This is a genomic window from Streptomyces sp. NPDC002577 (genome assembly GCF_053594815.1).
The window spans coordinates 236,900-259,893 of the sequence record NZ_JBSFWK010000001.1; the positions used below are offsets into that span (position 1 = coordinate 236,900).

The 22,994-nt window shown below is 69.9% G+C and carries 16 protein-coding genes; 11 read left to right on the forward strand and 5 right to left on the reverse strand.

All coding sequences use genetic code 11. The features are described from left to right. The first annotated feature begins 129 nt into the window (after nucleotides 1–129). Nucleotides 130–5,535, forward strand: a complete 5,406-nt coding sequence (gene pulA, locus ACWD4J_RS01130; protein ID WP_451393592.1) for a pullulanase-type alpha-1,6-glucosidase — start codon at nucleotides 130–132, stop codon at nucleotides 5,533–5,535. A gap of 80 nt (nucleotides 5,536–5,615) precedes the next feature. Continuing rightward, a complete protein-coding gene (locus ACWD4J_RS01135) occupies nucleotides 5,616–5,975 on the forward strand; it encodes a 5-carboxymethyl-2-hydroxymuconate Delta-isomerase (protein WP_451393147.1) in 360 nt (119 codons plus the stop codon). Nucleotide 5,976: 1 nt separating this feature from the next. On the opposite strand, the gene ACWD4J_RS01140 is transcribed toward ACWD4J_RS01135, so the two are convergent. The 3 genes from ACWD4J_RS01140 to ACWD4J_RS01150 all read right to left on the reverse strand — a co-directional run bounded on the left by ACWD4J_RS01140 (nucleotide 5,977) and on the right by ACWD4J_RS01150 (nucleotide 9,540). Next, the gene (locus ACWD4J_RS01140; RefSeq protein ID WP_451393148.1) at nucleotides 5,977–6,702 is read right to left on the reverse strand and encodes a TetR/AcrR family transcriptional regulator; all 726 of its coding nucleotides are present in this window, start codon (nucleotides 6,700–6,702) and stop codon (nucleotides 5,977–5,979) included. A gap of 151 nt (nucleotides 6,703–6,853) precedes the next feature. Next, on the reverse strand, nucleotides 6,854–8,836 hold the full coding sequence (locus ACWD4J_RS01145) for a hypothetical protein (RefSeq protein WP_451393149.1): 1,983 nt from the start codon (nucleotides 8,834–8,836) through the stop codon (nucleotides 6,854–6,856). 83 nt (nucleotides 8,837–8,919) lie between these two features. Then, nucleotides 8,920–9,540 carry a tetratricopeptide repeat protein gene (locus ACWD4J_RS01150; RefSeq protein WP_451393150.1) on the reverse strand — a complete coding sequence of 207 codons (621 nt, stop codon included), beginning with the start codon at nucleotides 9,538–9,540 and terminating at the stop codon, nucleotides 8,920–8,922. 203 nt (nucleotides 9,541–9,743) lie between these two features. Here ACWD4J_RS01150 and ACWD4J_RS01155 point away from each other — a divergent pair, with 203 nt between their 5' ends. Further along, nucleotides 9,744–10,202, forward strand: a complete 459-nt coding sequence (locus tag ACWD4J_RS01155) for a hypothetical protein (protein ID WP_451393151.1) — start codon at nucleotides 9,744–9,746, stop codon at nucleotides 10,200–10,202. Between the two features lie 73 nt (nucleotides 10,203–10,275). Here ACWD4J_RS01155 and ACWD4J_RS01160 read toward each other — a convergent pair whose 3' ends face one another. Both ACWD4J_RS01160 and ACWD4J_RS01165 read right to left on the reverse strand, forming a co-directional pair. Further along, the gene (locus tag ACWD4J_RS01160; RefSeq protein ID WP_451393152.1) at nucleotides 10,276–11,865 is read right to left on the reverse strand and encodes a DUF1996 domain-containing protein; all 1,590 of its coding nucleotides are present in this window, start codon (nucleotides 11,863–11,865) and stop codon (nucleotides 10,276–10,278) included. A 279-nt stretch (nucleotides 11,866–12,144) separates the two neighbouring features. Continuing rightward, the gene (locus tag ACWD4J_RS01165; protein WP_451393153.1) at nucleotides 12,145–13,383 is read right to left on the reverse strand and encodes a lactonase family protein; all 1,239 of its coding nucleotides are present in this window, start codon (nucleotides 13,381–13,383) and stop codon (nucleotides 12,145–12,147) included. Nucleotides 13,384–14,029: 646 nt separating this feature from the next. Here ACWD4J_RS01165 and ACWD4J_RS01170 point away from each other — a divergent pair. The 8 genes from ACWD4J_RS01170 to ACWD4J_RS01205 all read left to right on the forward strand — a co-directional run bounded on the left by ACWD4J_RS01170 (nucleotide 14,030) and on the right by ACWD4J_RS01205 (nucleotide 22,970). After that, nucleotides 14,030–15,265, forward strand: coding sequence for an MFS transporter (locus ACWD4J_RS01170; protein WP_451393154.1), 1,236 nt, complete (start codon nucleotides 14,030–14,032; stop codon nucleotides 15,263–15,265). Nucleotides 15,266–15,678: 413 nt separating this feature from the next. Next, the gene (locus ACWD4J_RS01175; protein ID WP_451393155.1) at nucleotides 15,679–16,473 is read left to right on the forward strand and encodes an ABC transporter ATP-binding protein; all 795 of its coding nucleotides are present in this window, start codon (nucleotides 15,679–15,681) and stop codon (nucleotides 16,471–16,473) included. A 159-nt stretch (nucleotides 16,474–16,632) separates the two neighbouring features. Next, complete coding sequence (locus ACWD4J_RS01180; RefSeq protein WP_451393156.1) at nucleotides 16,633–17,247, forward strand: SRPBCC family protein; 615 nt, start codon at nucleotides 16,633–16,635, stop codon at nucleotides 17,245–17,247. Then, the gene (locus ACWD4J_RS01185) at nucleotides 17,244–18,104 is read left to right on the forward strand and encodes an HpcH/HpaI aldolase family protein (RefSeq protein ID WP_451393157.1); all 861 of its coding nucleotides are present in this window, start codon (nucleotides 17,244–17,246) and stop codon (nucleotides 18,102–18,104) included. Before ACWD4J_RS01180 ends, ACWD4J_RS01185 begins: the two co-directional genes overlap by 4 nt. Before the next feature lie 63 nt (nucleotides 18,105–18,167). Then, complete coding sequence (locus ACWD4J_RS01190) at nucleotides 18,168–19,238, forward strand: amidohydrolase family protein (protein WP_451393158.1); 1,071 nt, start codon at nucleotides 18,168–18,170, stop codon at nucleotides 19,236–19,238. Beyond that, on the forward strand, nucleotides 19,235–20,887 hold the full coding sequence (locus ACWD4J_RS01195) for a thiamine pyrophosphate-binding protein (protein WP_451393159.1): 1,653 nt from the start codon (nucleotides 19,235–19,237) through the stop codon (nucleotides 20,885–20,887). Before ACWD4J_RS01190 ends, ACWD4J_RS01195 begins: the two co-directional genes overlap by 4 nt. Further along, nucleotides 20,884–21,807: a hypothetical protein gene (locus ACWD4J_RS01200; RefSeq protein ID WP_451393160.1), complete on the forward strand. Its 924-nt coding sequence runs from the start codon at nucleotides 20,884–20,886 to the stop codon at nucleotides 21,805–21,807. The genes ACWD4J_RS01195 and ACWD4J_RS01200 overlap by 4 nt, the downstream gene beginning before the upstream one ends. Then, nucleotides 21,801–22,970 carry a DUF3500 domain-containing protein gene (locus tag ACWD4J_RS01205; RefSeq protein ID WP_451393161.1) on the forward strand — a complete coding sequence of 390 codons (1,170 nt, stop codon included), beginning with the start codon at nucleotides 21,801–21,803 and terminating at the stop codon, nucleotides 22,968–22,970. The genes ACWD4J_RS01200 and ACWD4J_RS01205 overlap by 7 nt, the downstream gene beginning before the upstream one ends. Nucleotides 22,971–22,994: the final 24 nt, after the last annotated feature.

The following is a 22,994-nucleotide window of genomic DNA, read 5'->3' on the forward strand; positions in this document are numbered from 1 at the left end:
CCGCCTGCTGACCCTCTGCGGGCTCGCCCGCTGCCGCCCCTGGTCCCGGCCGCCCGGCGCCTCCTGCCCCGCCTGCGCCGGGCGGCCGTCTCTCGTAACCCTCGCACCTCCAAGGGAGTTCCCGCCTTGATACGCCCTTCCTGGCCGCGTCCGCGTCTTGCGCGAAGAACCGCGGCCGCCGTCGCGGCGGCCCTGTGCGCCGCGCTGGTGCCCGCCGTGCCGACCGCGGCCGCGGCGGTACCGTCACCGCCCTCCGACGCGCGGCTCGCCGCCGAGCCCGCCCGCCACGACCTCACGCGTGAGCAGTTCTACTTCGTCCTGCCGGACCGCTTCGCCAACGGCGACACCGCCAACGACCGCGGCGGACTGACCGGTTCGCGGCTGGCGACGGGCTACGACCCGACGGACAAGGGCTTCTACCAGGGCGGCGACCTCAAGGGCCTCACCAAGAAGCTCGACTACATCAAGGGTCTCGGCACCACCGCGATCTGGATGGCGCCGATCTTCAAGAACCAGCCCGTGCAGGGCGAGGGGAAGGACGCCTCGGCCGGCTATCACGGCTACTGGATCACCGACTTCACCCAGGTCGACCCGCACTTCGGCACCAACAAGGACCTCGAGACCCTGATCTCCAAGGCCCACGCCAAGGGCATGAAGGTCTTCTTCGACGTCATCACGAACCACACCGCCGACGTCGTCGACTACAAGGAGAAGTCCTACGGCTACCTCTCCAAGGGCGCTTTCCCGTATCTGACGAAGGACGGCGAGCCCTTCGACGACGCGGACTACGCGGCGGGGACAAAGGACTTCCCCCAGGTCGGCACCGGCTCCTTCCCCCGCACCCCCGTCGTGGCGGACGCCAAGAAGAACGTCAAGGTGCCCTCGTGGCTCAACGACACGTCGATGTACCACAACCGCGGTGACTCGACCTTCGCGGGCGAGAACTCCACGTACGGCGACTTCTCCGGCCTGGACGACCTGTGGACCGAGCGTCCCGAGGTCGTCGCGGGGATGGAGAAGATCTACGAGCGATGGGTCAGGGACTTCGACGTCGACGGCTTCCGGATCGACACCGTGAAGCACGTCGACATGGAGTTCTGGACCCAGTGGGCCACGGCTCTCGACAAATACGCAGCTCAGCAGGGGCGCGACGACTTCTTCATGTTCGGCGAGGTGTACTCCGCGGACACCTCCGTCACATCGCCGTACGTCACGCAGGGCCGCCTCGACTCGACCCTCGACTTCCCCTTCCAGGACGCGGCCCGCGCGTATGCGTCCCAGGGCGGAAGCGCGAAGAAGCTGGCCGCCGTCTTCGGTGACGACTACAAGTACGCGACGGACAAGGCCAACGCGTACGAGCAGGTCACCTTCCTCGGCAACCACGACATGGGCCGCATCGGGACCTTCCTGAAGCAGGACGACCCCGGCGCGAGCGACGCCGAGCTGGTGAAGAAGGACAAGCTCGCCAACGAGCTGATGTTCCTCAGCCGCGGCAACCCCGTCGTCTACTACGGCGACGAGCAGGGTTTCACGGGCGCGGGCGGCGACAAGGACGCCCGCCAGACGATGTTCGCCTCCCAGGTCGAGGACTACCTCGACGACGACGAGCTGGGCACCGACCGTACGCACGCGAGCGACGCGTACGACACGAGTGCACCGCTCTACAAGGTGATCGCCGCTCTCTCCGAGCTGCGCAAGGACAACCCGGCGCTCGCGGACGGCGTCCAGACGGAGCGGTACGCGGCCGACGGCGCGGGCGTGTACGCCTTCTCGCGTACGGACGCCAAGAGCGGCACCGAGTACGTGGTCGCCGTGAACAACGCCGCCGAGGCGAAGACGGAGACCTTCGAGACCGGCTCGGCGGAGATGACCTTCCGCGGGGTCTACGGCACCGACGCCTCGGTGACCAGCGACGGCGACAGGAAGATCACGGTCACCGTCCCGGCCCGGTCTTCGGTCGTCTTCAAGGCGGCGGGCAGGCTCGCCGCCCCCGCCACCAAGCCGTCGATCACCCTGAAGGCCCCGGCCGACGGCGCCACCGGCACCGTCGAGATCTCCGCCGACGTCGACGGGGGACAGCTCGACCGCGTCGTCTTCGCCGCCCAGACCGGCGACGGCAAGTGGCAGACGCTCGGCTCCGCCGACCACGCCCCGTACAAGGTCACGCAGGCCATCGACAAGGACCTGCCTGCCGGGACCGCCCTGCGCTACAAGGCCGTCGTCGTCGACTCGGCGGGCCGGACCTCCAGCGCCACGGCCACCAGTACGACCGGCACCCCGCCCACCGAGGAGATCCCGACGGCATCTTCGCGGGACTACGCGATCGTCCACTACAAGCGTGAGGACGGGGACTACACCGACTGGCGCCTCTACGCCTGGGGCGACATCGCCGACGGCGAGGCGACCACCTGGCCCGAGGGCCACGGCTTCACCGGCCGCGACGCGTACGGCGCCTTCGCCTGGGTGAAGCTGAAGGCCGGCGCGTCGAACGTGGGTTTCCTCGTCATCGACAAGGACGGCAACAAGGACGTCGCCGCCGACCGCTCGATCGACGTGACCAAGACCGGCGAGGTCTGGGTCGAGCAGGGCAAGGAGGCCGTACGGACCGAGCGCCCGGAGTCCGATTACCCGGCGCAGGACAAGACCAAGGCGGTCCTGCACTACCACCGTGCCGACGGCGACTACGACGGCTGGGGCCTGCACGTGTGGACCGGCGCCGCGAACCCCACCGACTGGTCGAAGCCGCTGCAGCCGGTGAAGACTGATGCCTATGGCGCTGTCTTCGAGGTGCCGCTCGCCGAGGGTGCCACCAGCCTCAGCTACATCGTCCACAAGGGCGACGAGAAGGACCTGCCTGCCGACCAGTCGCTCGACCTCACGGCGAACGGCCATGAGGTGTGGCTGTTGAACGGCCAGGAGAAGTACCTGCTGCCGCAGGCAGAGGGCACCTCGGCCGCGCTCGACCTGACCACATCCAAGGCGGTGTGGATCGACCGGGACACCGTCGCCTGGAACGGCAGCGAGGCGGCCGCCTCCACCCAGCTGCTGTACTCCCGCACCGGCTCCATCACCGCCGAGGACGGGGCGCTGACCAGCACGGACGAGCGCTGGCTGCGGCTGGAGAAGACCACGCTCACCGACGCCCAGAAGGCGAAGTTCCCGCATCTGAAGGACTACACCGCCTGGTCCGTCGACCCGCGTGACCGCGACCGGGTGCGCGAGGCGCTGCGCGGCCAGATCGTCGCCTCGCAGCGGGCCGCGAACGGTGCGGTGCTCGCGGCGACGGGCGTGCAGATCGCGGGTGTGCTCGACGACCTGTACGCCGACGCCGGGGCGACGAAGGCGGACCTCGGGCCGGTGTTCCATGACGGGAAGCCGACGCTCTCCGTGTGGGCGCCCACCGCGCAGAACGTCGCGCTCGAGCTGGACGGCACCTCCGTGCCCATGCAGCGGGACGCCTCGACCGGCGTGTGGTCGGTCACCGGGCCGAAGTCCTGGAAGGGCAAGCCGTACCGGTACGTCGTCGACGTCTGGGCGCCCACCGTCCAGAAGATCGTCACGAACAAGGTCACCGACCCCTACTCCGTGGCGCTCACCGCCGACTCCGAGCAGAGCCTGGTCGCCGACCTCGACGACCCGTCCCTCGCCCCGTCCGGCTGGTCGGCCCTGAAGAAGCCGAAGGCCGTCGCGCTGAAGGACGCGCAGATCCAGGAGCTGCACATCCGCGACTTCTCCGTCGCGGACAGCACCTCGGAGCACCCGGGGACGTATCTCGCCTTCACCGACAAGGACAGCAAGGGCTCCCAGCACCTGCGCAAGCTCGCCGAGGCCGGCACGTCGTACGTGCATCTCCTGCCGGCCTTCGACATCGCCACGATCCCCGAGAAGAAGTCCGACCAGGCGACGACCGACTGCGATCTCGCCTCCTATCCCGCGGACTCCGAGAAGCAGCAGGAGTGCGTGGCGAAGATCGCCGCCAAGGACGCGTACAACTGGGGCTACGACCCGTACCACTACACGGTGCCCGAGGGCTCGTACGCGACCGATCCGGACGGGACCGGGCGCACGGTCGAGTTCCGGAAGATGGTCAAGGCGCTGAACGAGGACGGCCTGCGGGTCGTCATGGACGTCGTCTACAACCACACCGCCGCCAGCGGACAGGCGAAGACCTCCGTCCTGGACCGGATCGTCCCCGGCTACTACCAGCGGCTGCTCGCCGACGGGTCCGTGGCGAACTCCACGTGCTGCGCGAACACCGCGACCGAGAACACCATGATGGGCAAGCTCGTCGTCGACTCGGTCGTCACCTGGGCGAAGGAGTACAAGGTCGACGGGTTCCGCTTCGACCTGATGGGGCACCACCCGAAGGCCAACATCCTGGCGGTCAGGAAGGCCCTCGACGCGCTGACGCTGGAGAAGGACGGCGTCGACGGCAAGAAGATCATCCTCTACGGCGAGGGCTGGAACTTCGGCGAGGTCGCCGACGACGCCCGCTTCGAGCAGGCCACGCAGAAGAACATGGCGGGCACGGGCATCGCGACCTTCTCGGACCGGGCCCGGGACGCCGTCCGCGGCGGCGGCCCGTTCGACGAGGACCCCGGCGTCCAGGGCTTCGCGTCCGGCCTCTACACCGAGCCCAACTCCTCCAAGGCCAACGGCACCGAGGCCGAGCAGAAGGCCCGCCTGCTGCACTACCAGGACCTCATCAAGGTCGGGCTCTCCGGCAACCTCGCCGGCTACACGTTCACCGACTCCAGCGGCAAGGAGGTCAAGGGCTCCGAGGTCGACTACAACGGCGCTCCCGCCGGATACGCGCAGGCGCCCGGCGACGCCCTCGCGTACGTCGACGCGCACGACAACGAGTCGCTGTACGACGCGCTCGCCTACAAGCTCCCGTCGTCCGTGAGCGCCGACGACCGGGCGCGCATGCAGGTGCTCGCCATGGCGACGGCCGCCCTGTCGCAGGGCCCGGCCCTGTCCCAGGCCGGCTCGGACCTGCTGCGTTCCAAGTCCCTGGACCGCAACTCGTACGAAAGCGGCGACTGGTTCAACGCCATCCACTGGGACTGCGCCGACGGCAACGGCTTCGGACGGGGACTGCCGCCCGCGGCCGACAACAAGGCCAAGTGGCCCTACGCCCAGCCGCTGCTCACGGCCTCCACGCTCAAGGTGGGCTGCGCCCAGATCAACGGCGCGTCGGCCGCGTACCAGGACCTGCTGAAGATCCGTACGAGCGAGGACGCCTTCGGGCTCTCCACGGCCGGCGAGGTGCAGTCGAAGCTCTCCTTCCCGCTGTCCGGGAAGGACGAGACGCCGGGCGTCATCACGATGCGCCTCGGTGACCTGGTCGTCGTCTTCAACGCCACTCCGGAGCGCCAGACCCAGCGCATCGGTGAGCTCGCGGGGAAGGAGTACGCGCTGCATCCCGTGCAGGCCGCGGGCGCGGACGACGTCGTCAAGAAGGCCGCGTACGAGACGGGCTCGGGGACCTTCACGGTACCGGGGCGGACGGTCGCGGTGTTCACGGCGAGGTAAGGACAGAAGCGGAAGGGGCGGGTCCGTGCGGGCCCGCCCCTTCCTGCCGCCTTCGAGACGGGATGCGCGAGGATGTCCCCATGCCACAGATCACCGTTGACCATTCCGCACAGCTGACCGACACCTTCGACCGGCGGGGTTTCGCGCTCGCCCTGAATCCGTTCGTCGTGGAGGTGGCGGCCGCCAAGATCGAGAACTGCAAGGTCGTCTTCCGCCCGGCCGACGAGACCGTGGTCGGTGACGAGGCGGACGGCCACGCCGTCGTGCACATCACTCTCGGCCTCCTCGCGGGCCGCACGGAGGAGACCAAGACGAGGCTCACGGAGGGAGCCCTCGACCTCGTACGGCAGTTCCTGAAGCCGGCCGAGGGCCTGGCGCTGCATGTCTCCGCCGAGGTGCGGGACCTCGACGACTCCTACCGTAAGTACGAGGAGGGGTGACTCAGGAACCCTGAGGCGCCAGCGCGGTCAGCCGGCCGACCAGATCGCCGAACGGGCTGTCGGCCGGTTCGTCCGCCAGCATGCGCCGCAGCACGTCCGCCATGTCAGCGTCGTGCGCGGCGCTCACCGCGGTCAGCGCGGCGAAGTCGTGCACGAGCTGCATCTCCAGTTCGGCGCGCGGGATGCGGCGGCCGTCGAGCCAGATCAGTGCGGTCGCCTCGGCGAGCGAGATCCAGGAGCGCACGACGAGTTCGAGGCGGGCGGGCGGCTCGCTGATCCCGAGATGCTCGAGGATCTGCTCGTACGCCACCTGTCGCACCGAGTCGATGAGTGCGTTGGTCGTCGACACCTCGTCCACCGGGCAGGCTCCGCCCGCGGGGACCGCCGGGCCGCCGCGCATCAGTGCGGAGAAGCCGGGTCCGTGCTCGTCGACGAAGTCGAAGAAGCGGCCCATGACCTTGTGCAGCCGTGTCCCGAGGGGACCTTCGTGGGGTTCCGTGAAGCGGTCGGCGAGATCCTCGGCGGCCCGCTTCAACGCCGCCTCGTAGAGGCTGAGTTTGCCGGTGAAGTAGTGGTAGACGAGCGGGCGTGAGATGCCTGCCGCCGACGCTATTTCGTCGATCGAGACATCGTCGGGCGAGCGCTGACTGAACAGTTCGAGTGCGACCCCGATCAGCTGTTGCCGCCGCTCCTCGACTCCCATTCTGCGGCGCTCCCCGGTTGTCATACGAACACCCTAGCGACCGGGCACCTTCATGTCGTCACGGGATCCGCTACGACTCACCATGATTCAGGCACGAGTTGTTCACCGCGGGCTTCTGAGGCAGGTAGGGGGACGGGCTTCTGAGACAGACGACGGGCAGGTGCAGCCCAGGGCGCTAGCGCAGCACCGAGATGACTGTTCCGTCCGCGAGCTGTCCTTTCAGGCCCGCCTGCACTCCCTGCTTCGTCCGTACGGACAGCACATGGCCCCGGGCGCTGCCGCTCACCGCTCCCGTGGCCCGGATGGACACCACCTGCGTGCTTCCCGCGGCCAGCAGATACCACGCGCCGGACTGCGACTTCCACAGCACGCCCGCCAGGACGTGCGGTTCGCGTGCGCCGCAGGCGGAGGAGTCCTCGGCCTTGGCCGCGACAGCCCCGGCCGCACGGCCGGGCTCCACGAAGTCGGCGAGGACGCGGCTGCCGGTGCCACGCCAGGTCTCGGCCCGGGTGCACATCCATGTCGCGGAGCCGTCTGACTCGGGCAGTTGCTGCCGGGCGTACTGCCACAGGTTCACGGACCGCACGCCGTGGGAGCGCACCGCGGTGAGCGAGCAGGCGGTACGCGCCCAGCCGGCGAGCGACAGCGGGCCCGTCGCCTCGCGCGGTGTCTCGGGGCGGCCGGCGGTGAGATGCGCGGGTACGAGCTCGCCGAGGTCGGTCATCAGCCGTGTCGATGCGTCCTGCCGTACCTGGAGGACGTTCCACGAGCGGCAGGCGCCGGCCCGCGCGGGACCGGGGAGCGGATCCGTGACGCCGTCCGGGGAGCGGCCCAGCTCCGTCGGCTTCGCGTCGGGCCGCAGCAGGTCGCGCACGGACGTCGCGGTCACCCAAGGCGCAGTCAGATAGCGGACGTTGCCGTCGGATCTGTCGACCACCACGGCGCTCGCCTCCTCCGCGGTCGCCCCGTCGACGCGGGCGAAGTCCAGTGCGGCACCGCTCGTGCCGTCCTTCGGCTCGGCGTACCGCGCGATGCGCAGGCCGTCGTACAGCAGCACGACCCGCGCCTCGTCCACCTCGCCCGCGTACAGCAGCTGCGCGGGGCCCGGTGGGGCGCCCGCAGCGGTGCCGGGCGTCGCGGACACCTGCACGGACGGGCCCGGCCGCGCCCATACGGCGAGGGCGCGCCGGAGCAGCGCCCGGTCGCCGGTGAGGTTGCCGCGCGCGGGCCACACCGAGAAGTCCGTGCGTGCGGACTCCTTCCAGGCCGTGGGCGCGACCTTGGTGAGCTCGGCGGGGTCGAGGGCGGCCTGGGCGGCCGGGTTCTGTGCGTACGGGGGAGCCGCCGCTCCGTTCGGGCCCCAGCCGCTGCCCGGCATCGCGAGCAGCGCCGCACAGACGACCACCGCGGCCGCGGCTGCGGCGGCCGCCTTCATGTGGTGCCTGCGGCGCACGAGGTCGGTCGGCCGGGCCTGCAGGGAGCACGGGTCGAACTCGGGGGACTCCAGCAGTTCGTACCTCGCCTCGAGACCGTCGGCCTCCCGGAGGGCCTCGCCGGGGTCCGGGACCCCGGCGGAGGCGAGCAGCGGGACCACGTCGGCGTCCGTGAGCCGCTCGAGTCCGCGCAGCACATAGGCGGCACGCGCGGGTGCGGAGAGCGCCGACAACCGCTGGTCGAGGGCGAGTTCGGCGGCGCCGCCCGACCGGGGGAACAGTCGCAGCCCCCACACCTGCGGCAGCAGCGGCGGCAGCTGCGCGTGCCGGGGCCAGGTCCGCAGGCTGAACGGGCGTCCGGCCCTGAGCGCGGTGCGCAGCACCTGGAGCCTCACATACGCGTACCCCGGATCGCCGTTGCGGCCCGGGGCCGCGCCCGCGCCGGACCGTGCCGCCGACGGGGCCGCCTCCCAGGCCCGCAGGGCACCGGGGGACACCGCGAAGGAGTCCGGCGCCTCGGCGGCGCTTCCCCGGGGCAGCGCGCGCTGGGCGACCGCGTGGGCCCTCAGCACCCGGCGGGTGCGGCCCGGGCTCGGCGGCAGCACCAGATAGGCGAGCCGCACAAGCCGCGCATAGTGCTCGACGAGCGCGGCCTCGGCCTGCTCCACCGCGACGGCCTGGCCGCGGGCCTGTTCGGGGAGGGTGACGACGTCCTGTGACTGCACGTTCAGCAAAACGAGCGAATCATCGGATGGTCACCTCGGTGGGTTCACCCGGGCGTGTCGCATGCGCTGCGGCGGGCCCTCCGTCAGGCGGCGCTCTCCGGTTCCACCAGCAGCCGCGCGTAGTTCGCCATCGACCGCTGGTAGCGGGGCAGATGGGGGGCCAGCGCGCCGAGCACGAGCGCGAGCCCCTCGCGCTCCCGCCCGAGATCCGCGAGACAGAGCGCCAGGACCGCGCGCACGGCGTCGTCCAGCTCGTCCGGCTCGGCGTCGAGTTCGGGCGTGAGCAGCCGTACGCCGTCCTCCGGCCGGCCGGTGTTCCGCAGCGAGCTGGACAGCTGGATCTTGGCGCGGCGCCTGCGGAGGCCGGGGAGACCGCGCTCCAGGGCCTCCCGGTAGAGCGGTACGGCCTTGTCGGAGTGCCCGGTCGAGTCGAAGGCGCAGGCCTGCTCGAAGGGGCCGATCGCGCTGTCCGGGGGCAGTTCGGCGACGAGTTCGTCGATCAGGTCGCGGAACTGCGCCTCGTCCAGCTCGTCGAGCCGCGCCCAGGCTGCCGCGGTGCGCCGCTCCCAGTCCGCGCTCGCGGGAGCGGCAGCCGCGCTCGCCGGGGCGGAGGTCGCGCTGACGGTGTCCTGGGTCGCGCGTACGGTGTCGTGAGTCGTGTTCACGGTGTCGGGGGTTGCCGGCTTCATCGGTTCTGCGGTCACGGGCTCACACTCGCACGTGCGCGCTCGCGGATTCACCGGAATGATGCGCTCGGGACGACCCGCTCACTGTTGACTGAACCGGAACTGTCCGCCCTGCGTGCTCCGGACGCAGCCGCCGATTGAGCGCGCGGCGTGCGGGAGCCGTATCGAAGGCGGGACCTCTCGACGAGAGGCCGAAGGCCGGACGGAACCGGAGGGAACGAATGAGGCGCACGCGGGAGAGGCTTGCGGCTGCCGCAGCCGTGGCGCTGCTGGCGCTGACCGGCTGCAGCGGGAGCGGCGACGCGGACGGCGCCCCGAAGGCGGCGACGGGAAGCCTGGAGCACCTGGCCGGCGAGGTGGGCTGCAAGCCGGACATCCAGACGGACGCGGACGAGCTGCGCCAGGCGATCTGCCGGAACAGCGACGGCCGGTTCGTCCTCGCCACGTTCGCGACCGACCGGGGCCAGCGCGAATGGCTCAACCAGGCCAAGGACTACGGGGGTTCGTATCTCGTCGGCCGCAAGTGGGTGGCCGTCGGCGAGCCCAAGGTGGTCACGGCGCTGCGCGGCCGGCTCGGGGGGACCGTGGAGACCGGCGCCTCGCACGACATGGGGAGCACCGGTGGCGGGGACGGCGAAGGCGGGCACTCCGGTCACCACATGGGCATGGACATGGGCTGACCGCGAATCGTGGGGGTGCGGCGGGCGGGGACCCGGGGAACCCGCCCGCCGCCGGACGGCAGCACGTGCCGGATCAGCGGCAGCGCCGGCCGCCGTTGATGCACTCGACCATCTTGTTCATCAGGTTCTCGTCGAAGACGTTGATGAAGTCGTCGTGGTCGGTGATCGGCTTGTGCAGCTGCTCGGGGAAGCCGTCCACGGCGAACGGGTTCTGCACCTGCCCGTTCTCGATCACCGGCCGCCGCACGTCGTACACGAGGCGCATCGTCAGCTGCGGGATCGCCTTGAAGTTCGCCGGGCAGGCCCCGGTGGCCGGGTCCGCGAAGGCCACGTGCGTACGGTGGTTGGCGCTGTCGATGTTCTGGCCGTCCCAGCAGCTCTGGAAGTCGAAGGTCCGCACGACCTTGCTGCCGTCGGGGCACAGCGGGTACTTGTCCGTCAGCCGGCGGTCCTCGAATCCGGTGCAGCTCCACGAGGCGTTGGCGTTCGCGTCGCCGTTGGTGAGGGCCTTGGCGTCACCGGTGATGATCCGCAGGAACTTCGGCATGGCGACGACCTTGCCCCGCGCGTTGCCGACGAACTTGATCTGGGCCTGTTCGGCACGCAGGACGCGGCCGACGTTCCCTTCCTTGCCGCCGCCGTCGGCGTTCGCGTCGAACTCGTTCGTGCCGTCCTGCACGCGCAGCACCGGCCAGTAGTACGAGGACTTGTCGCCCTGGTTGGCACAGCTGGTCTCGGCGTTCGCGAACGCGTCGTTGTCGGCGAAGGCGTCGTTCGCCTGGTTGCCGACGTAGTCGTGGAGGTGGTGGGCGCCGTTGCTGACGCCGGGCGCCACGATCACGTTGTCGGTGTTGAACTTGCCGTTCTCGTTGGTGCCGCAGGAACTGGTGAACGAACCCCGCGACGCGTTCTGGCCCCGCCGGGGCTTTTGGACATTGGGCTGGACGGTGGTGATGTCGACGAAGTCGTCGGCGACGGGTCCGTTTCCGGCCTGACCGCCGTTGCCCTGGTTCTGGCCGCCGCCCTGGTTCTGACCGTCGCCCTGGTTGCCGTCGCCCTGGTTCTGACCGTTGCCCTGGTTACCGTCGCCCTGGTTCTGACCGTCCCCTTGGTTTCCGCTGTCCTGGTTCTGGCCGTTCCCGTCCTGGTTCTGGCCGTCGCCCGTCTGCCCGTCGTCGGTCTGGGGCTGGTCCGCCGCGCGCCCCGTACAGGGCGCGAGGGAGTCCAGGTTGCCCGGCGGAGTGCCGCCCACCCGGCCGATGATCAGTTCAAGACGGTCGATGACCGCCGCCCGCTTGTCCTTGAGCGGACCGAGAATGGCGTTCTGGACGAAGTTCGGGTCCCTGGAGGCCGCATCGCGGGTCGTGGCGAGGCGGTTGTAGGCCTCCGTGATCTGGCGGTCGAGGTTGGCCAGTTCGCCGTCGACGCCCTCGCGCGCACCGTCCGGGACGTCGGCCAGTTCGTTGCCGACGTCCGGGCAGTCGATGGTGGCCACCTGCGCGGCGGTGGTCTGGCTCTGGCTGCTCGGTGCCGAGTTCTCCTCGTGCGCCGAGGCGTAGAAATTCGCCGCGATCAGTCCGCCGCCGCCCAGAACGAGGGCCGCCGAGGCGGCGATCGCACGGCGGGCGGCGGTGGAGCGGCGTTTTCGCGATGAGCGTCCCATGGAACTCCTCTGACTTCCTTGCGGGGCATCGAGGCGCCCGACAGGAGTGAAGCGGCTCCGTTCCATACGGACGACGACCCAGGGGTGTTCAGCCTTCACAGAATTCAGTCATGATGGTCCGTCAGCTTGCTGACGGACCCTTTGTGGTGAGTGGGAACTCCATCGGCCGCCGCGATCCACCCTCGTGCGCGGCAGGCCGCCGACCGGTACTTCCGCGGCAGTCCTCCAGGTGAACTACCTCAGGAGCGACGGCGATTACGGCCTGTACGGTTCATTCCATCAGTAAGCGTGGGAGGCCCGGGGAAGGAACGTCACGCAGTCGGGGCCCGGTACGGGTATGGACGTGCCGGTACCGGTCAGCTTGCCGGTGTGCCGGTCGATGCTGAAGAGGTCGACCGTGTTGCTGAGCCGGTTCGCGACCAGGAGCCATCTCCCGCTGCGGTGCAGGGAGAAGCTCCACGGGGACACGCCGCCGCACGGGACGCGCTGAATGAGGGTGAGTCTGCCGGTGGTGGGGTCGGTGGCGAAGACGACGAGGGTGTTCTCGCCGCGGTTCGAGGTGTACAGGAAGCGTCCGTCCCCGCTCACGGCCAGTTCGGCGCCGCTCTTGGTGCCGGTGAAGTCGGGGGAGTCGGTCGACAGGCTCTGGCGGAGCTCGAGGGGTGTCTCGCGCCGGGGGTTCCAGTCGAGGACGTGGAGGTCGGCGGTCAGCTCGTTGAGAAGGTAGAGGTGGCGGCCATCGGGGTGGAACTGGATGCGGCGGGGGCCCGAGCCGGGGGGCGTGGCGTAGGCGCGTTGTTCGGCCCTCGGGTCCGCGGACAGACCGCGGGTGTCGCGGTCGAAGCGGTGGACGAAGACGCGGTCGGCGCCGAAGTCCGCGACCAGGGCGAACCGGCCGTTCGGGGCGACGGCCACGTGGTGCGGGCGCGGGCTCTGCTGGCGTGGGTTGGGGCCGGATCCGGTGTCGGCCACCGTGGACACCAAGGGGCCGAGGGAACCGTCGTGACGCAGGGGCAGTGACGCGGTGAAGCCCGCCGCGAAGTTCGCTGCCAGGAGGGTGCGGGAGGGCGGGTCGATGCCGATGTAGGACAGCCCGCCGGGTGTGGCGGCGCTGTCCGTCACCACCCGGTTGATCAAGCTCAGGGCGCCACTGGTCCTGTCACTGCGGAAGGCGGAGACGGTGCCGCCCGCGTCGCCGCTGCCGACGTAGAGGATCGGCTCGGTCGGGTGCGGCGTCTGCCAGCTGGAGTTGACCTGGGCCGCGGTGCCGAGTGGTGTCAGGGTGCCGTGGTCGGGATCGAACCAGGCCGCGTTGACCTGGGTGCCCTGCCATGTGCCGATGTAGACGGGCTCGGGCCCCCGGCCGGTCGAGGCCTTCGCCGCCGGAGCGAAGCCCAGTGTCGGTACGGCCGCGGCAGCGGTGGACGCGGCGATCGAGCCCAGCACGTGTCTGCGGGACGGCCGCGCCGAGGGTGTGGTGCGTGAGGTTGTCGTGGGGGCGTGCTCGGGATTCTGCATGGTGGATGCGGCCCTTCGCTGCTCGGGAGGAGAACAGGTCGGGGGACCGGCAGGTGCTGCGTACGCCAGACGCCAACTCGCCACGTGGGGCCTCAGTCTGGGGCAGGAGGGGTCGCGCGTCCAGAGCGCGGGACGTATTCCCAGGCGGCACGCAGCGCAACATAAGGTTTCCCGCTCCACTGGCCGGCGCCATGACGACTTCGCGTCATCCTGAGGTCGTGCAGCACGCCACACCGAGCGCGTCCCCGCCGCAGGTCACGACCTGGATTGTCGGACAAGAGGCGGCGGTTGAGCCGCCTGGCCCATCAAATGCCGTGTTGTCCATGGGGCTTGTGAGGCCTGGTTGGGCGCTGTTACGTTCCCTGTCATCGCTTGTCGGACAATCTTGTCCCGGACCGGCGAGCGAGGGGACCGGTGCATCCACGCCAGACGCGCCCGCCACGAGCCATGTCACAGCACTGAAGAGCACAAGCACCGACTGTTCGCGCACGAGAGGAACCCCTGTGTTGCAAGCCGTCTGCCAGGCGCGCCTGAAGTGGCTTCCCACCTCGACACTCCATGACCACGACAGCCTGTCGAGCCTCCTCTCCGAAGCGGAGAAGGTCCTTGGCGCGAACGCCGGTTGATTCCCGACGAGCTTCGCCCCGTGCCGTGCGCCGGCGAGGAGCCGGGGCGGCCGGGCAGTTTCGCCTCGCTCAGGATCAGGAACTACCGGCGGTTCGCGGTCGGGCAGTTCACGTCCGTGGTCGGCAACTGGATGCAGAACATCGCTGTCGGCTGGCTGACCCTCGAACTCACCCACAGCGGGACCGTGCTGGGCATCGTGACCGGCGCCCGGTACCTACCGATCCTCCTCCTCGGAGCCTGGGGCGGCCTCGTGGTCGACCGCCACGACATCCGCCGGCTGCTGCTCCTCACCCAGATCTGCTTCGCCGTCCAGGCCGCCCTGCTCACCGTGCTGTCCTGGACCCACCTCGTGACGTTGCCGCTGCTCATCGTCTTCATGGTGGCGCTCGGCCTCACGAACGTCTTCGACAACCCCGCGCGTCAGAAACTGATCGGCGAACTCGTCGACGCGGACCACCTGAGCAACGCCATCGCGATCAACTCCACCTTCATCAACACGGCCAAGCTGGCTGGACCCGGCATCGCCGGGGCCGTGATCGCAGCCCTGGGGGTGACCCCGTGTTTCGCCCTGGACACCGTCTCGTTCCTGGCCGTCATCGTCGGTCTGCTCAGGCTGCGGACGGCGGAGATGTATCCGGCCGAGCGCGAGGTATGCGCGAAGGGGCAGATCCGCGCCGGTCTCGCCTACGTCCGCCGCACACCCGAGCTGCTGTACCCGATGGTCATGGTGTACGTGACGGGCATCCTCACCTGGGAGTTCCCGGTGAGCCTGCCGCTGCTGACCACGTCGGCGTTCCGGGCGGGGCCGGCGGGCTACGGCACGGCGATGGCCGTCATGAGCGTGGGCGGGGTGCTCGGCGGACTGGCCGCGGTGCGTCGCCGTCGGCTGGGTACGCGGTCGCTGTCGGTGTCGGCGGTGGTCTGGGGAGCCTTGATCTGCGCCGCTGCCCTGGCGCCGACCCTCCCCGTGGCACTGGTCGTTCTCGTGTTCGTCGGCTCCGCCTCGATCACGTTCAACTCGTCCGCCAAGACCTTGATACAACTGGCGGCCGCGCCGCGGATGCGCGGGCGGGTGCTGTCGATCTGGTCGATCGGCTGGCTGGGGGGCACCGTCGTCGGCGGGCCGACCGTCGGATTCATCGGCGCGGCGTGGGGAGCCCGTAGCGCGCTGTTCGTCGGAGGGCTGGCCGCGGCCGGTAGCGGCCTCGCCGTGCTGGCCCTGTCGCTGGTCGGTCGCGCGTCCCGGCGCCGCTGACTCAGTCGGCGCTTCGGCTCTGTGCGGCGTTGGCCATCTCCTCGTGTTGCACCCGTCCCCGGCGCGCCCCCAACTGCCCCGCCGTGCCGTCCACTTCGGGACTGTGCTGTACCGACGTCGCCATAATTGTCCGACAATTTTTCGGCGGGTTGAATCGCTGTATCCGCGAAGAGCAGGTTCTTCCTGCACACTTCTTGTGCCACCCAGGTGACAGTGTTACGTTCACATTGCTGGTTGTCGGACAATCTCGACGGCGGGAAGTGCCGCCGGAGATTGCGTAACCCAGAGCATCAGTCGCACCACTGTCATGCAGTTGAGCAGTTCACTGCACCGCCATCCATGAACGCCGCCACAGGCGCGAGCGCACGGCCCCCGCTTCATCTCGTCGCGAGGGGGAGGCCGAGGAGACAGATATGTCGACCACACAGCGCAGTTCCCACCCGGAGGCACTGCGTCTCGAGCACGTCACTCTGCAGTTCCCCGGTACGCACAGGCCGGCGATCGAGGACGTGTCGTTCAAGGTCGATCGCGGCAAGGTCGTCGCCGTGATCGGGCCCAGCGGGTGCGGAAAGAGCACCATTCTCAACCTGGCCGCCGGACTGCTCACGCCCACGCAGGGGCAGGTCCACTACGCCGGCGAACTGGTCACCGCCGTCAACTCCGATGCGGCGTACGTGACTCAGCAGTCCCATCTGCTGCCCTGGCTGAGTGTCCGGGCCAACATCGGCCTGGCGCTCAAGTTCCGCAAGGTTCCCAAGGAGGAGCGCGAGGAGCGTATCGCCCACTGGGTCAAGTTGGTCGGCCTGACCGGCTTCGAGGACCACTTCCCCCGGGAGCTGTCCGGCGGTATGCAGAAGCGCTGCGCGATCGCGCGGGCGCTGATCTACAACCCGTCCATCGTGCTGATGGACGAGCCGTTCGGGCCGCTCGACGCCATCACCCGGCTCAAGCTCCAGCAGGAGCTGCTCAACATCTGGCAGGAGCAGAACGGGACCCTGATCTTCGTCACGCACGACCTCAACGAGGCCATCTACCTGGCCGACGAGGTCATCGTGATGTCGCGCGGGCCGGGCACGATCCGTCGTGTCATCCAGGTTCCCTTCCAGCGCCCACGCAGCATCGGTTCCCTCGTCGAGACCCGCGAGTTCTCCGAGCTCTACAACGACCTCTGGGGCCTCTTCGCCTCCGAGCAGCAGGAAGCCGCCTGAGCAGGCCGTACCGTCGCTCTCTTCGAGCCTGCCGCGCGAGCGGGCTCCCGGGCCCGACGCCCGGTGCATTCCATCCGCGCCACCAGCCGCCACGCAGTGTGTGCCGCCATGCCCGGCTTCGGCATGCCGTCCTGCTGCCGCCGAGTGAGGTTCACAGCGTTGCTATCGATCACGGAAGAGATCGCCGTACCCAGTCCGCCCGGACGTGTCTGGGAAGTCATCTCCAACCCCCAGGACGTCGTGTCGTGCATCGGCGGGGCCGAACTCGGCCCGTCGCACGACGACGGATCCTTCGACGGGACACTCGTCGTCCGGTTCGGCGGCATCAGAGTCACGTTCGGTGCCCGCGTCGCCCTGGACCTGGACGAGTCCGGACACGAGGGCCGGCTGACGGCCCGGGGCAAGGACGGGCAGGGTGCCACCCGCTTCAGCGCCGAGGCCACCTTCCGGGTCATCGCGGGGCAGACCCCGGACACGTCGAGGGTCGCGGTCGACGGCGAGGTCCAACTCAACGGCAAACTGGCCAAGTTGATCGAGTCGGGCGCGGGCGCGGTGATCTCGCGGATGACGGAGGAGTTCTCCGACCAGCTGGTCCAGAAGTGTGTCGGGCCACTCGAGCCGCTCACGGCCGCGCCCCGGCCGACCGGCCTGTTCGCCCGGCTGCGTGCGTGGTGGGCGGGGCGGCGCGCCAGGCGCCAGGGGCAGCCGCCGCAGGTGGCACCCGGTTCCGCGAACACGTCCCCTGAAGCACTCGGTCGAGGAGGCCGTCCGTGACAACGTCCAGGCTCAACAAGGTGATCGGCGCCCTCGACGCGGGACAGCACGTCTTCGCGACCTTCTCGGCGGCCGACCCGGCGGCCGCGATCGAGCTCAGCACCACGCACTACGACGCGGTGGTGTTCGAGATGGAGCACAAGCCCTGGGATGTCAACGCGCTCCGGGACAGCTTCCAGTACCTGCTCAGCCGGCGGCAGATCTTCGGCGCCGACAGCCTCGCCCCGGCCGTGACCCCGTTGGTGCGCATCCCCGCCAACGGCGCGGAGAAGGCGCAGTGGCACGCCAAGCAGGCCCTCGACCTCGGCGCGTTCGGCATCATCTGGCCGCACATCTCCACGGTGGAGGAGGCCCGTAACGCCGTGGTCGCCTGCCGTTACCCGCGGCTGCCCGAGGCCCCGCTGTACGAGCCCGCGGGTCTGCGCGGCGACGGCCCGCACGCGGCGACACGCTACTGGGGCATCTCCAACATCGAGTACTACGCCCGGGCCGACGTCTGGCCGCTCGCCCCGGACGGCGAGATCCTCGTGGGCCTCATGATCGAGGACCAGCTCGGCATCCAGAACCTGCCGGACATCCTCGACCAGGTACCGGGGATCGGGCTGATCCTCATCGGCGAGGGCGACATGAGCCAGGAGTTGGGCTTCCCCCGCCAGTACGAGCACCCGCGCGTCCTCGCATGCAAGCGGCGGATCCTCGACATCTGCAGCGAACGCGGGGTCGCCGTCGGCCACCCCCATGTGACGGCCGACAACGTCAAGCAGGTACTCGACGACGGCTACCGGTTCCTGATGTCGGCACCGGTGCGCACCTACCCCGGCCTGGACAAGGCCCGGGAGCTGACCGGCCGCGTCTGACGGCGCACCCCCGAGCCGGGTGCACACCACGCGGCCACCGCAACGCGAGCTTCGGAGCAATTCATGATCATCGACAGTCATGGCCACTTCACCACGGCGCCGCCCGCGCTGGGTGAGTGGCGCCAGCGGCAGATCCGGGCGTTCGAGGAATCCGGCACACGTGTGTCGCCCGCCGAACTCCACATCACCGACGACGAGATCCGCACTGCCATCGAGCAGGGCCAGCTGAAGCTGCAGATCGAGCGCGGCACCGACCTCACGCTCTTCTCGCCGGGCGCGGGCAAGATGGCCCACCACTACGGCGACGAACACACCAGCCTCGACTGGTCCCGCGTCAGCAACGACCTGATCGCCCGGGTGTGCGGTCTCTTCCCCGAGCGGTTCGTCGGGGTGTGCCAGCTCCCGCAGTCCCCGGGCGACGCCCTCGCCGCCTCCGTTCGCAACTCGGTCACCGAACTGGAGCGCTGCGTCGGGGAGTTGGGCTTCGTCGGCTGTCTGCTCAACCCCGACCCGTCGGACGGCTACTACCAGGCCCCGCCGCTGACGGACCGGGTCTACTACCCCCTCTACGAGAAGATGGCCGAGCTCGACGTCCCCGCGATGGTGCACGTCGCGATGTCGAGGAACCCCGCGCTGCAGGGCACCTGCGCCCACTATCTCGCCGGTGACACCGCGGCGTTCATGCAGCTGTGCGAGTCGGACCTCTTCACGGACTTCCCGACGCTCAAGCTGATCCTGCCGCACGGCGGCGGAGCCGTTCCGTACCACTGGGGCCGCTACCGCGGCATGATGCAGGACCGCGGCCGGCCGCCGCTGGAGGAGTCGGTCCTGCGCAACGTCTCCTTCGACACCTGCGTATACCACAAGCGCGGCATGGAGCTGCTGCTCGACATCATCCCGGCCCGGAACGTCCTGTTCGCCTCGGAGATGATCGGCGCCGTCCGCAGCGTGGACCCGGAGACCGGGCGGCGGTTCGACGACACCAAGTACACCCTCGACTCCATCGACAGCCTGAGCGACGCAGACCGGCAGGCGGTCTACGGGGGTAACGCGCTGCGGGTCTTCTCACGGCTCGACGGCGTCCTGAAAGCGCGGGCGACGGCCGCGGCGAACGTGAAGGAGTCCCGGAAGTGAAGGTCTACGAAGCACTGGCCGAGGCGTTCGTCCGGGAAGGCACCAGCGATGTCTTCGGCATGATGGGCGACGCCAACATGCACTGGATGGCCGCGCTCGCCGACCGCGGCGTGCGCCTGTACGAGGTGCGGCACGAGGGCTCCGGCCTAGGCATGGCGGACGGCTGGGCCCGCGGCGCCGGACAGCCGGGCGTGGTCACCACGACCAGCGGTCCCGGTGTCTCGCAGCTGGCGACCTCGATGATCGTGGCGAGCCGGGCGCGTACGCCGCTGGTCGCCTTCTGCGGGGAGACCCCGCTGGGCGACGAGGGCGCCACCCAGTACCTCGACCAGCGGCGCTTCGCCGCCGCGATCGAGTGCGAGTTCATCCATGTCACCCGGCCGGAGAACGCGCAGGAAGCCGTGCGGCGCGCCTTCTACCTGGCGCGTACCGAGTCCAGGCCGGTCATGATCAGCGCACCGCTCGACGTGCAGGTGGCCGAACTCGACGACTACGACGAGGACTACGTACCGTCAACCGCCCTGATCGAGAAGCCCCGGCTGCTGCCCGATCCGGCCCGGCTCGGGGCCGCCTGCGACCTGATCCAGGACGCCAAGCGCGTGGTGATCATCGCGGGGCGGGGAGCGCGGGGAGCGGAGGCCGGCGAAGAGATCCTCGCCCTGCAGGAGCGCACCGGCGCCCTGCTGGCCACCACGCTCCAGGCGAAGAACTGGCTGTGCGACCGCACCGACTTCCACGTCGGCCTGTCGGGCCTGTTCGGCGACAAGGCGTCGATGGAGCTGCTCCAGGAAGCCGACTGCGTCATCGCGGTGGGCGCCAGCCTGAACCACTACACCATCGAGAGCGGCTACCTCTATCCCGAGGCGAAGTACATCCAGATCGACACCGCCCCGCACCTGGTGATGGGCAACGGCAGGACCGCGGACTGTTACCTGCAGGCGGACGCGGTCACCGCCCTCACCGAACTGACCCGGGTGCTGACAGAGCGGTCCGTCCGTCTCGCGGGCTTCCACACCGACCAGGTCAAGGAGCACCTGACCGCCCGGCTTCAGCAGCCGGAGTACGTGCGCGAGCCCGGACGGCTCGACCCGCGCGAGGCGATCTGGATCCTCGACCACGAACTCCCCGGCGAGATGGGCCTGGTGCTGGGCAGCGGGCATCAGACCGACTTCGGCACCATGCTCTTCCAGCGCTCCCGTGACGTGCTCTCCAACTACGGAATGTTCGGCGCGATCGGTCAGGCTCCGCTGATCGCCCTCGGCCAGCTGATCGCGCAGGGCAACAAGCCCGGCTTCGTGGTGGAGGGCGACGCCAGCTTCCTCATGCACCTGTCCGAGTTCGAGACCGCGTGCCGCTACGACGTGCCCCTCCTCGTCGTCGTGATGAACGACCAGGGCCTCGGCGCCGAGTACCACAAGGCGAAGGCGAAGGGCCTCGACCCGGACCTCGCGACCATCTCCACGCCCGAACTGGGCCCGGTCGCCCAGGCGCTCGGAGGCGGCGGGGCCACGGTCCGTACGGCACAGGAACTGCGCGACGCACTGGCGGAATACGTGCGCGAACCCCGCCCGACCGTCATCGACGTGCGTATCACCCGCGCGGTGCTGAGCACCCCGTACCGCCGCATCCAGTACGGGGAGGACGTGTGAGCGGGACCCCGGGGACGACACCGCTGAGTGTGGTGCTGGGCGATCACCCCCACACACGGCCGCTGAAGGACGGAAGCGTCGCCGCCGACGGGGTGGACTGCCACTACCTGGAGTTCTCTCCGCTGCCGCCGGCCTTCGCCCGCATGGTGCGTGAACTGGCCTACGACATGTGCGAGATGCCGATGGCCACGTACCTCCAGGCCCGGGACGTAGGGGTGCCCGTGACACTGCTGCCGGTGGTGCTGGTGGGAAGCACCCACCACCGCTCCCTGACCCGGCTGCCCGAGGGGCAGGAGCTCAGCCCCCGCGGGCTCGTCGGCCGGCGTGTGGGTGTGCGCTCGTACGGCCAGACCACCGGCCTGTGGGTCCGGGGGTGGCTGCGCGAGGAGTACGGCGTCGAGTCCTCGGACGTCACCTGGGTGACCACCGAGGACCCCCATGTCGCCCAGTACCGGAACCCGGCCTACGTGGAACGGTCGAACACCGAGCGGGTCGCGGACCTGCTGCGCGCCGGGGACGTCTCGGCGGCGGTGCTCGGCCCCAAGGCGATCGGCGGGCAGGGCGCGGGACTCGTCCCGCTCGTGGCCGATGCGGAGGACGCCGGACAGGCATGGATCGAACGACATGGGACGGTCCCGGCGAACCACCTGCTGGTGGTGCGGGACGACGTCCTGCGGACCCGGCCCGACGACGTACTCGCCGTGTACCGGGCGCTGAAGGAGGCGATCACGTTGACCGCGGGGAAGCGCGACGACTCACCGGCCGGACGCGCGGTGGCAGCCGGTTGGAGAGACTCGCTCGCCGCCTGCCTGGAGATCGCCGGGCAGTACGCCCTGGAGCAGGGCCTCATCGGGGAACCGGTGGATGTCGCGGCGATCGAGGAGAAGGCGGCCCTCTTCGACAAGGAGCAGGGATGGTAGCGCTGCGAAAGCGGGGCAACGCGCCCACGCGCAAGCCGGAGGTCTGGACGCCCGACCTGCTCGAAAAGGTCGCCTGGCGGGTGAAGGCGGCGGACGAGCCCTACCGGGGAGTGAGCACGTCAAGCGGCATCCAGCCGGGACTGTTCCCGCTGCGCAGCACCGGCGCGGACGTCCGCACGGTGTACCGGGCCGCGGAGGACTACCTGGCGGGTCTGACGCAGGAGCAGCTCGCCGAGGGCCGGTTCCCCATGGACGACGTGAGCTGGCGGCACTGGAACAACGGCGCCCGCTACTTCCTGCGCCACGGCATCTGCCTGGAGGAACTCGACGACGCCCAGCGGCAGCAGGCCATGACCGTCATCCGGGAGAGCCTCAGCGCGGACGGGTACGGCCAGATGGTCGACCTGATGCACCTCAACCGCACCATCGGCGAGCTGAGCGGCAACGAGGACGGGCTCAACGAGTGGCTGTACTGGTTCTCCCTCTACGGAGAGCCCGAGAACGGCGGCCCGTGGGGCTGGCAGCTCGACGGGCACCACGTCAACGTCAACTGCGTGTTCGTCGGGGACCAGATGGTCCTCACCCCCTCCTTCCTCGGTGCCGAACCGGTGATCGCCGGGTCCGGGAAGTACGCCGGGACCGTCGCCTTCCGGCAGGAGGAGGCACTCGGCCACGAACTCTTCACCGACCTTGATCCCCGGCAACGAGAGCGGGCCGTCATCGCGGACACGCTGCCCGCGGAGCTGTTCGTCGGGGCCTTCCGGGACAACTTCGAGCTCAACTACCAAGGGCTGCCGCTGACCCGGATGTCCCCCGGCCAGCGGGACACCGCGCGCCGACTCCTCGACGTGTACGTGAACCGGGCCGGCGACCACCATGCCCGGGTGCGCAGGGAAGAGGTGCTGGCCCACGAGGGCGACACCCACTTCGCCTGGGCCGGGGACCCCGACGGCACCTTCTACTACCGGTTCCACAGCCCGGTGATCCTCGTCGAGTTCGAGCACATGCCCGGCGTGATCTTCGGTAACGACTACCCGTCGCGTCGGCACATCCACACCATCGTCCGCACCCCCAACGCCGGTGACTACGGCGTCGACCTGCTGCGTCGGCACCACGAGCGGCACCACACGCCGCCGACCGCGCACCCCGACCGGCAGGCCTGAAGCGCTCCATCGGCCCCTGTCCGG

Bases quoted from the DNA above. Each gene is read 5' to 3' on its own strand.
- ACWD4J_RS01135 (WP_451393147.1), top strand. From the start codon at position 5,616: ATGCCACAGATCACCGTTGACCATTCCGCACAGCTGACCGACACCTTC.
- ACWD4J_RS01140 (WP_451393148.1), bottom strand. From the start codon at position 6,702: ATGACAACCGGGGAGCGCCGCAGAATGGGAGTCGAGGAGCGGCGGCAA.
- ACWD4J_RS01155 (WP_451393151.1), top strand. From the start codon at position 9,744: ATGAGGCGCACGCGGGAGAGGCTTGCGGCTGCCGCAGCCGTGGCGCTG.
- ACWD4J_RS01160 (WP_451393152.1), bottom strand. From the start codon at position 11,865: ATGGGACGCTCATCGCGAAAACGCCGCTCCACCGCCGCCCGCCGTGCG.
- ACWD4J_RS01165 (WP_451393153.1), bottom strand. From the start codon at position 13,383: ATGCAGAATCCCGAGCACGCCCCCACGACAACCTCACGCACCACACCC.
- ACWD4J_RS01175 (WP_451393155.1), top strand. From the start codon at position 15,679: ATGTCGACCACACAGCGCAGTTCCCACCCGGAGGCACTGCGTCTCGAG.
- ACWD4J_RS01190 (WP_451393158.1), top strand. From the start codon at position 18,168: ATGATCATCGACAGTCATGGCCACTTCACCACGGCGCCGCCCGCGCTG.
- ACWD4J_RS01205 (WP_451393161.1), top strand. From the start codon at position 21,801: ATGGTAGCGCTGCGAAAGCGGGGCAACGCGCCCACGCGCAAGCCGGAG.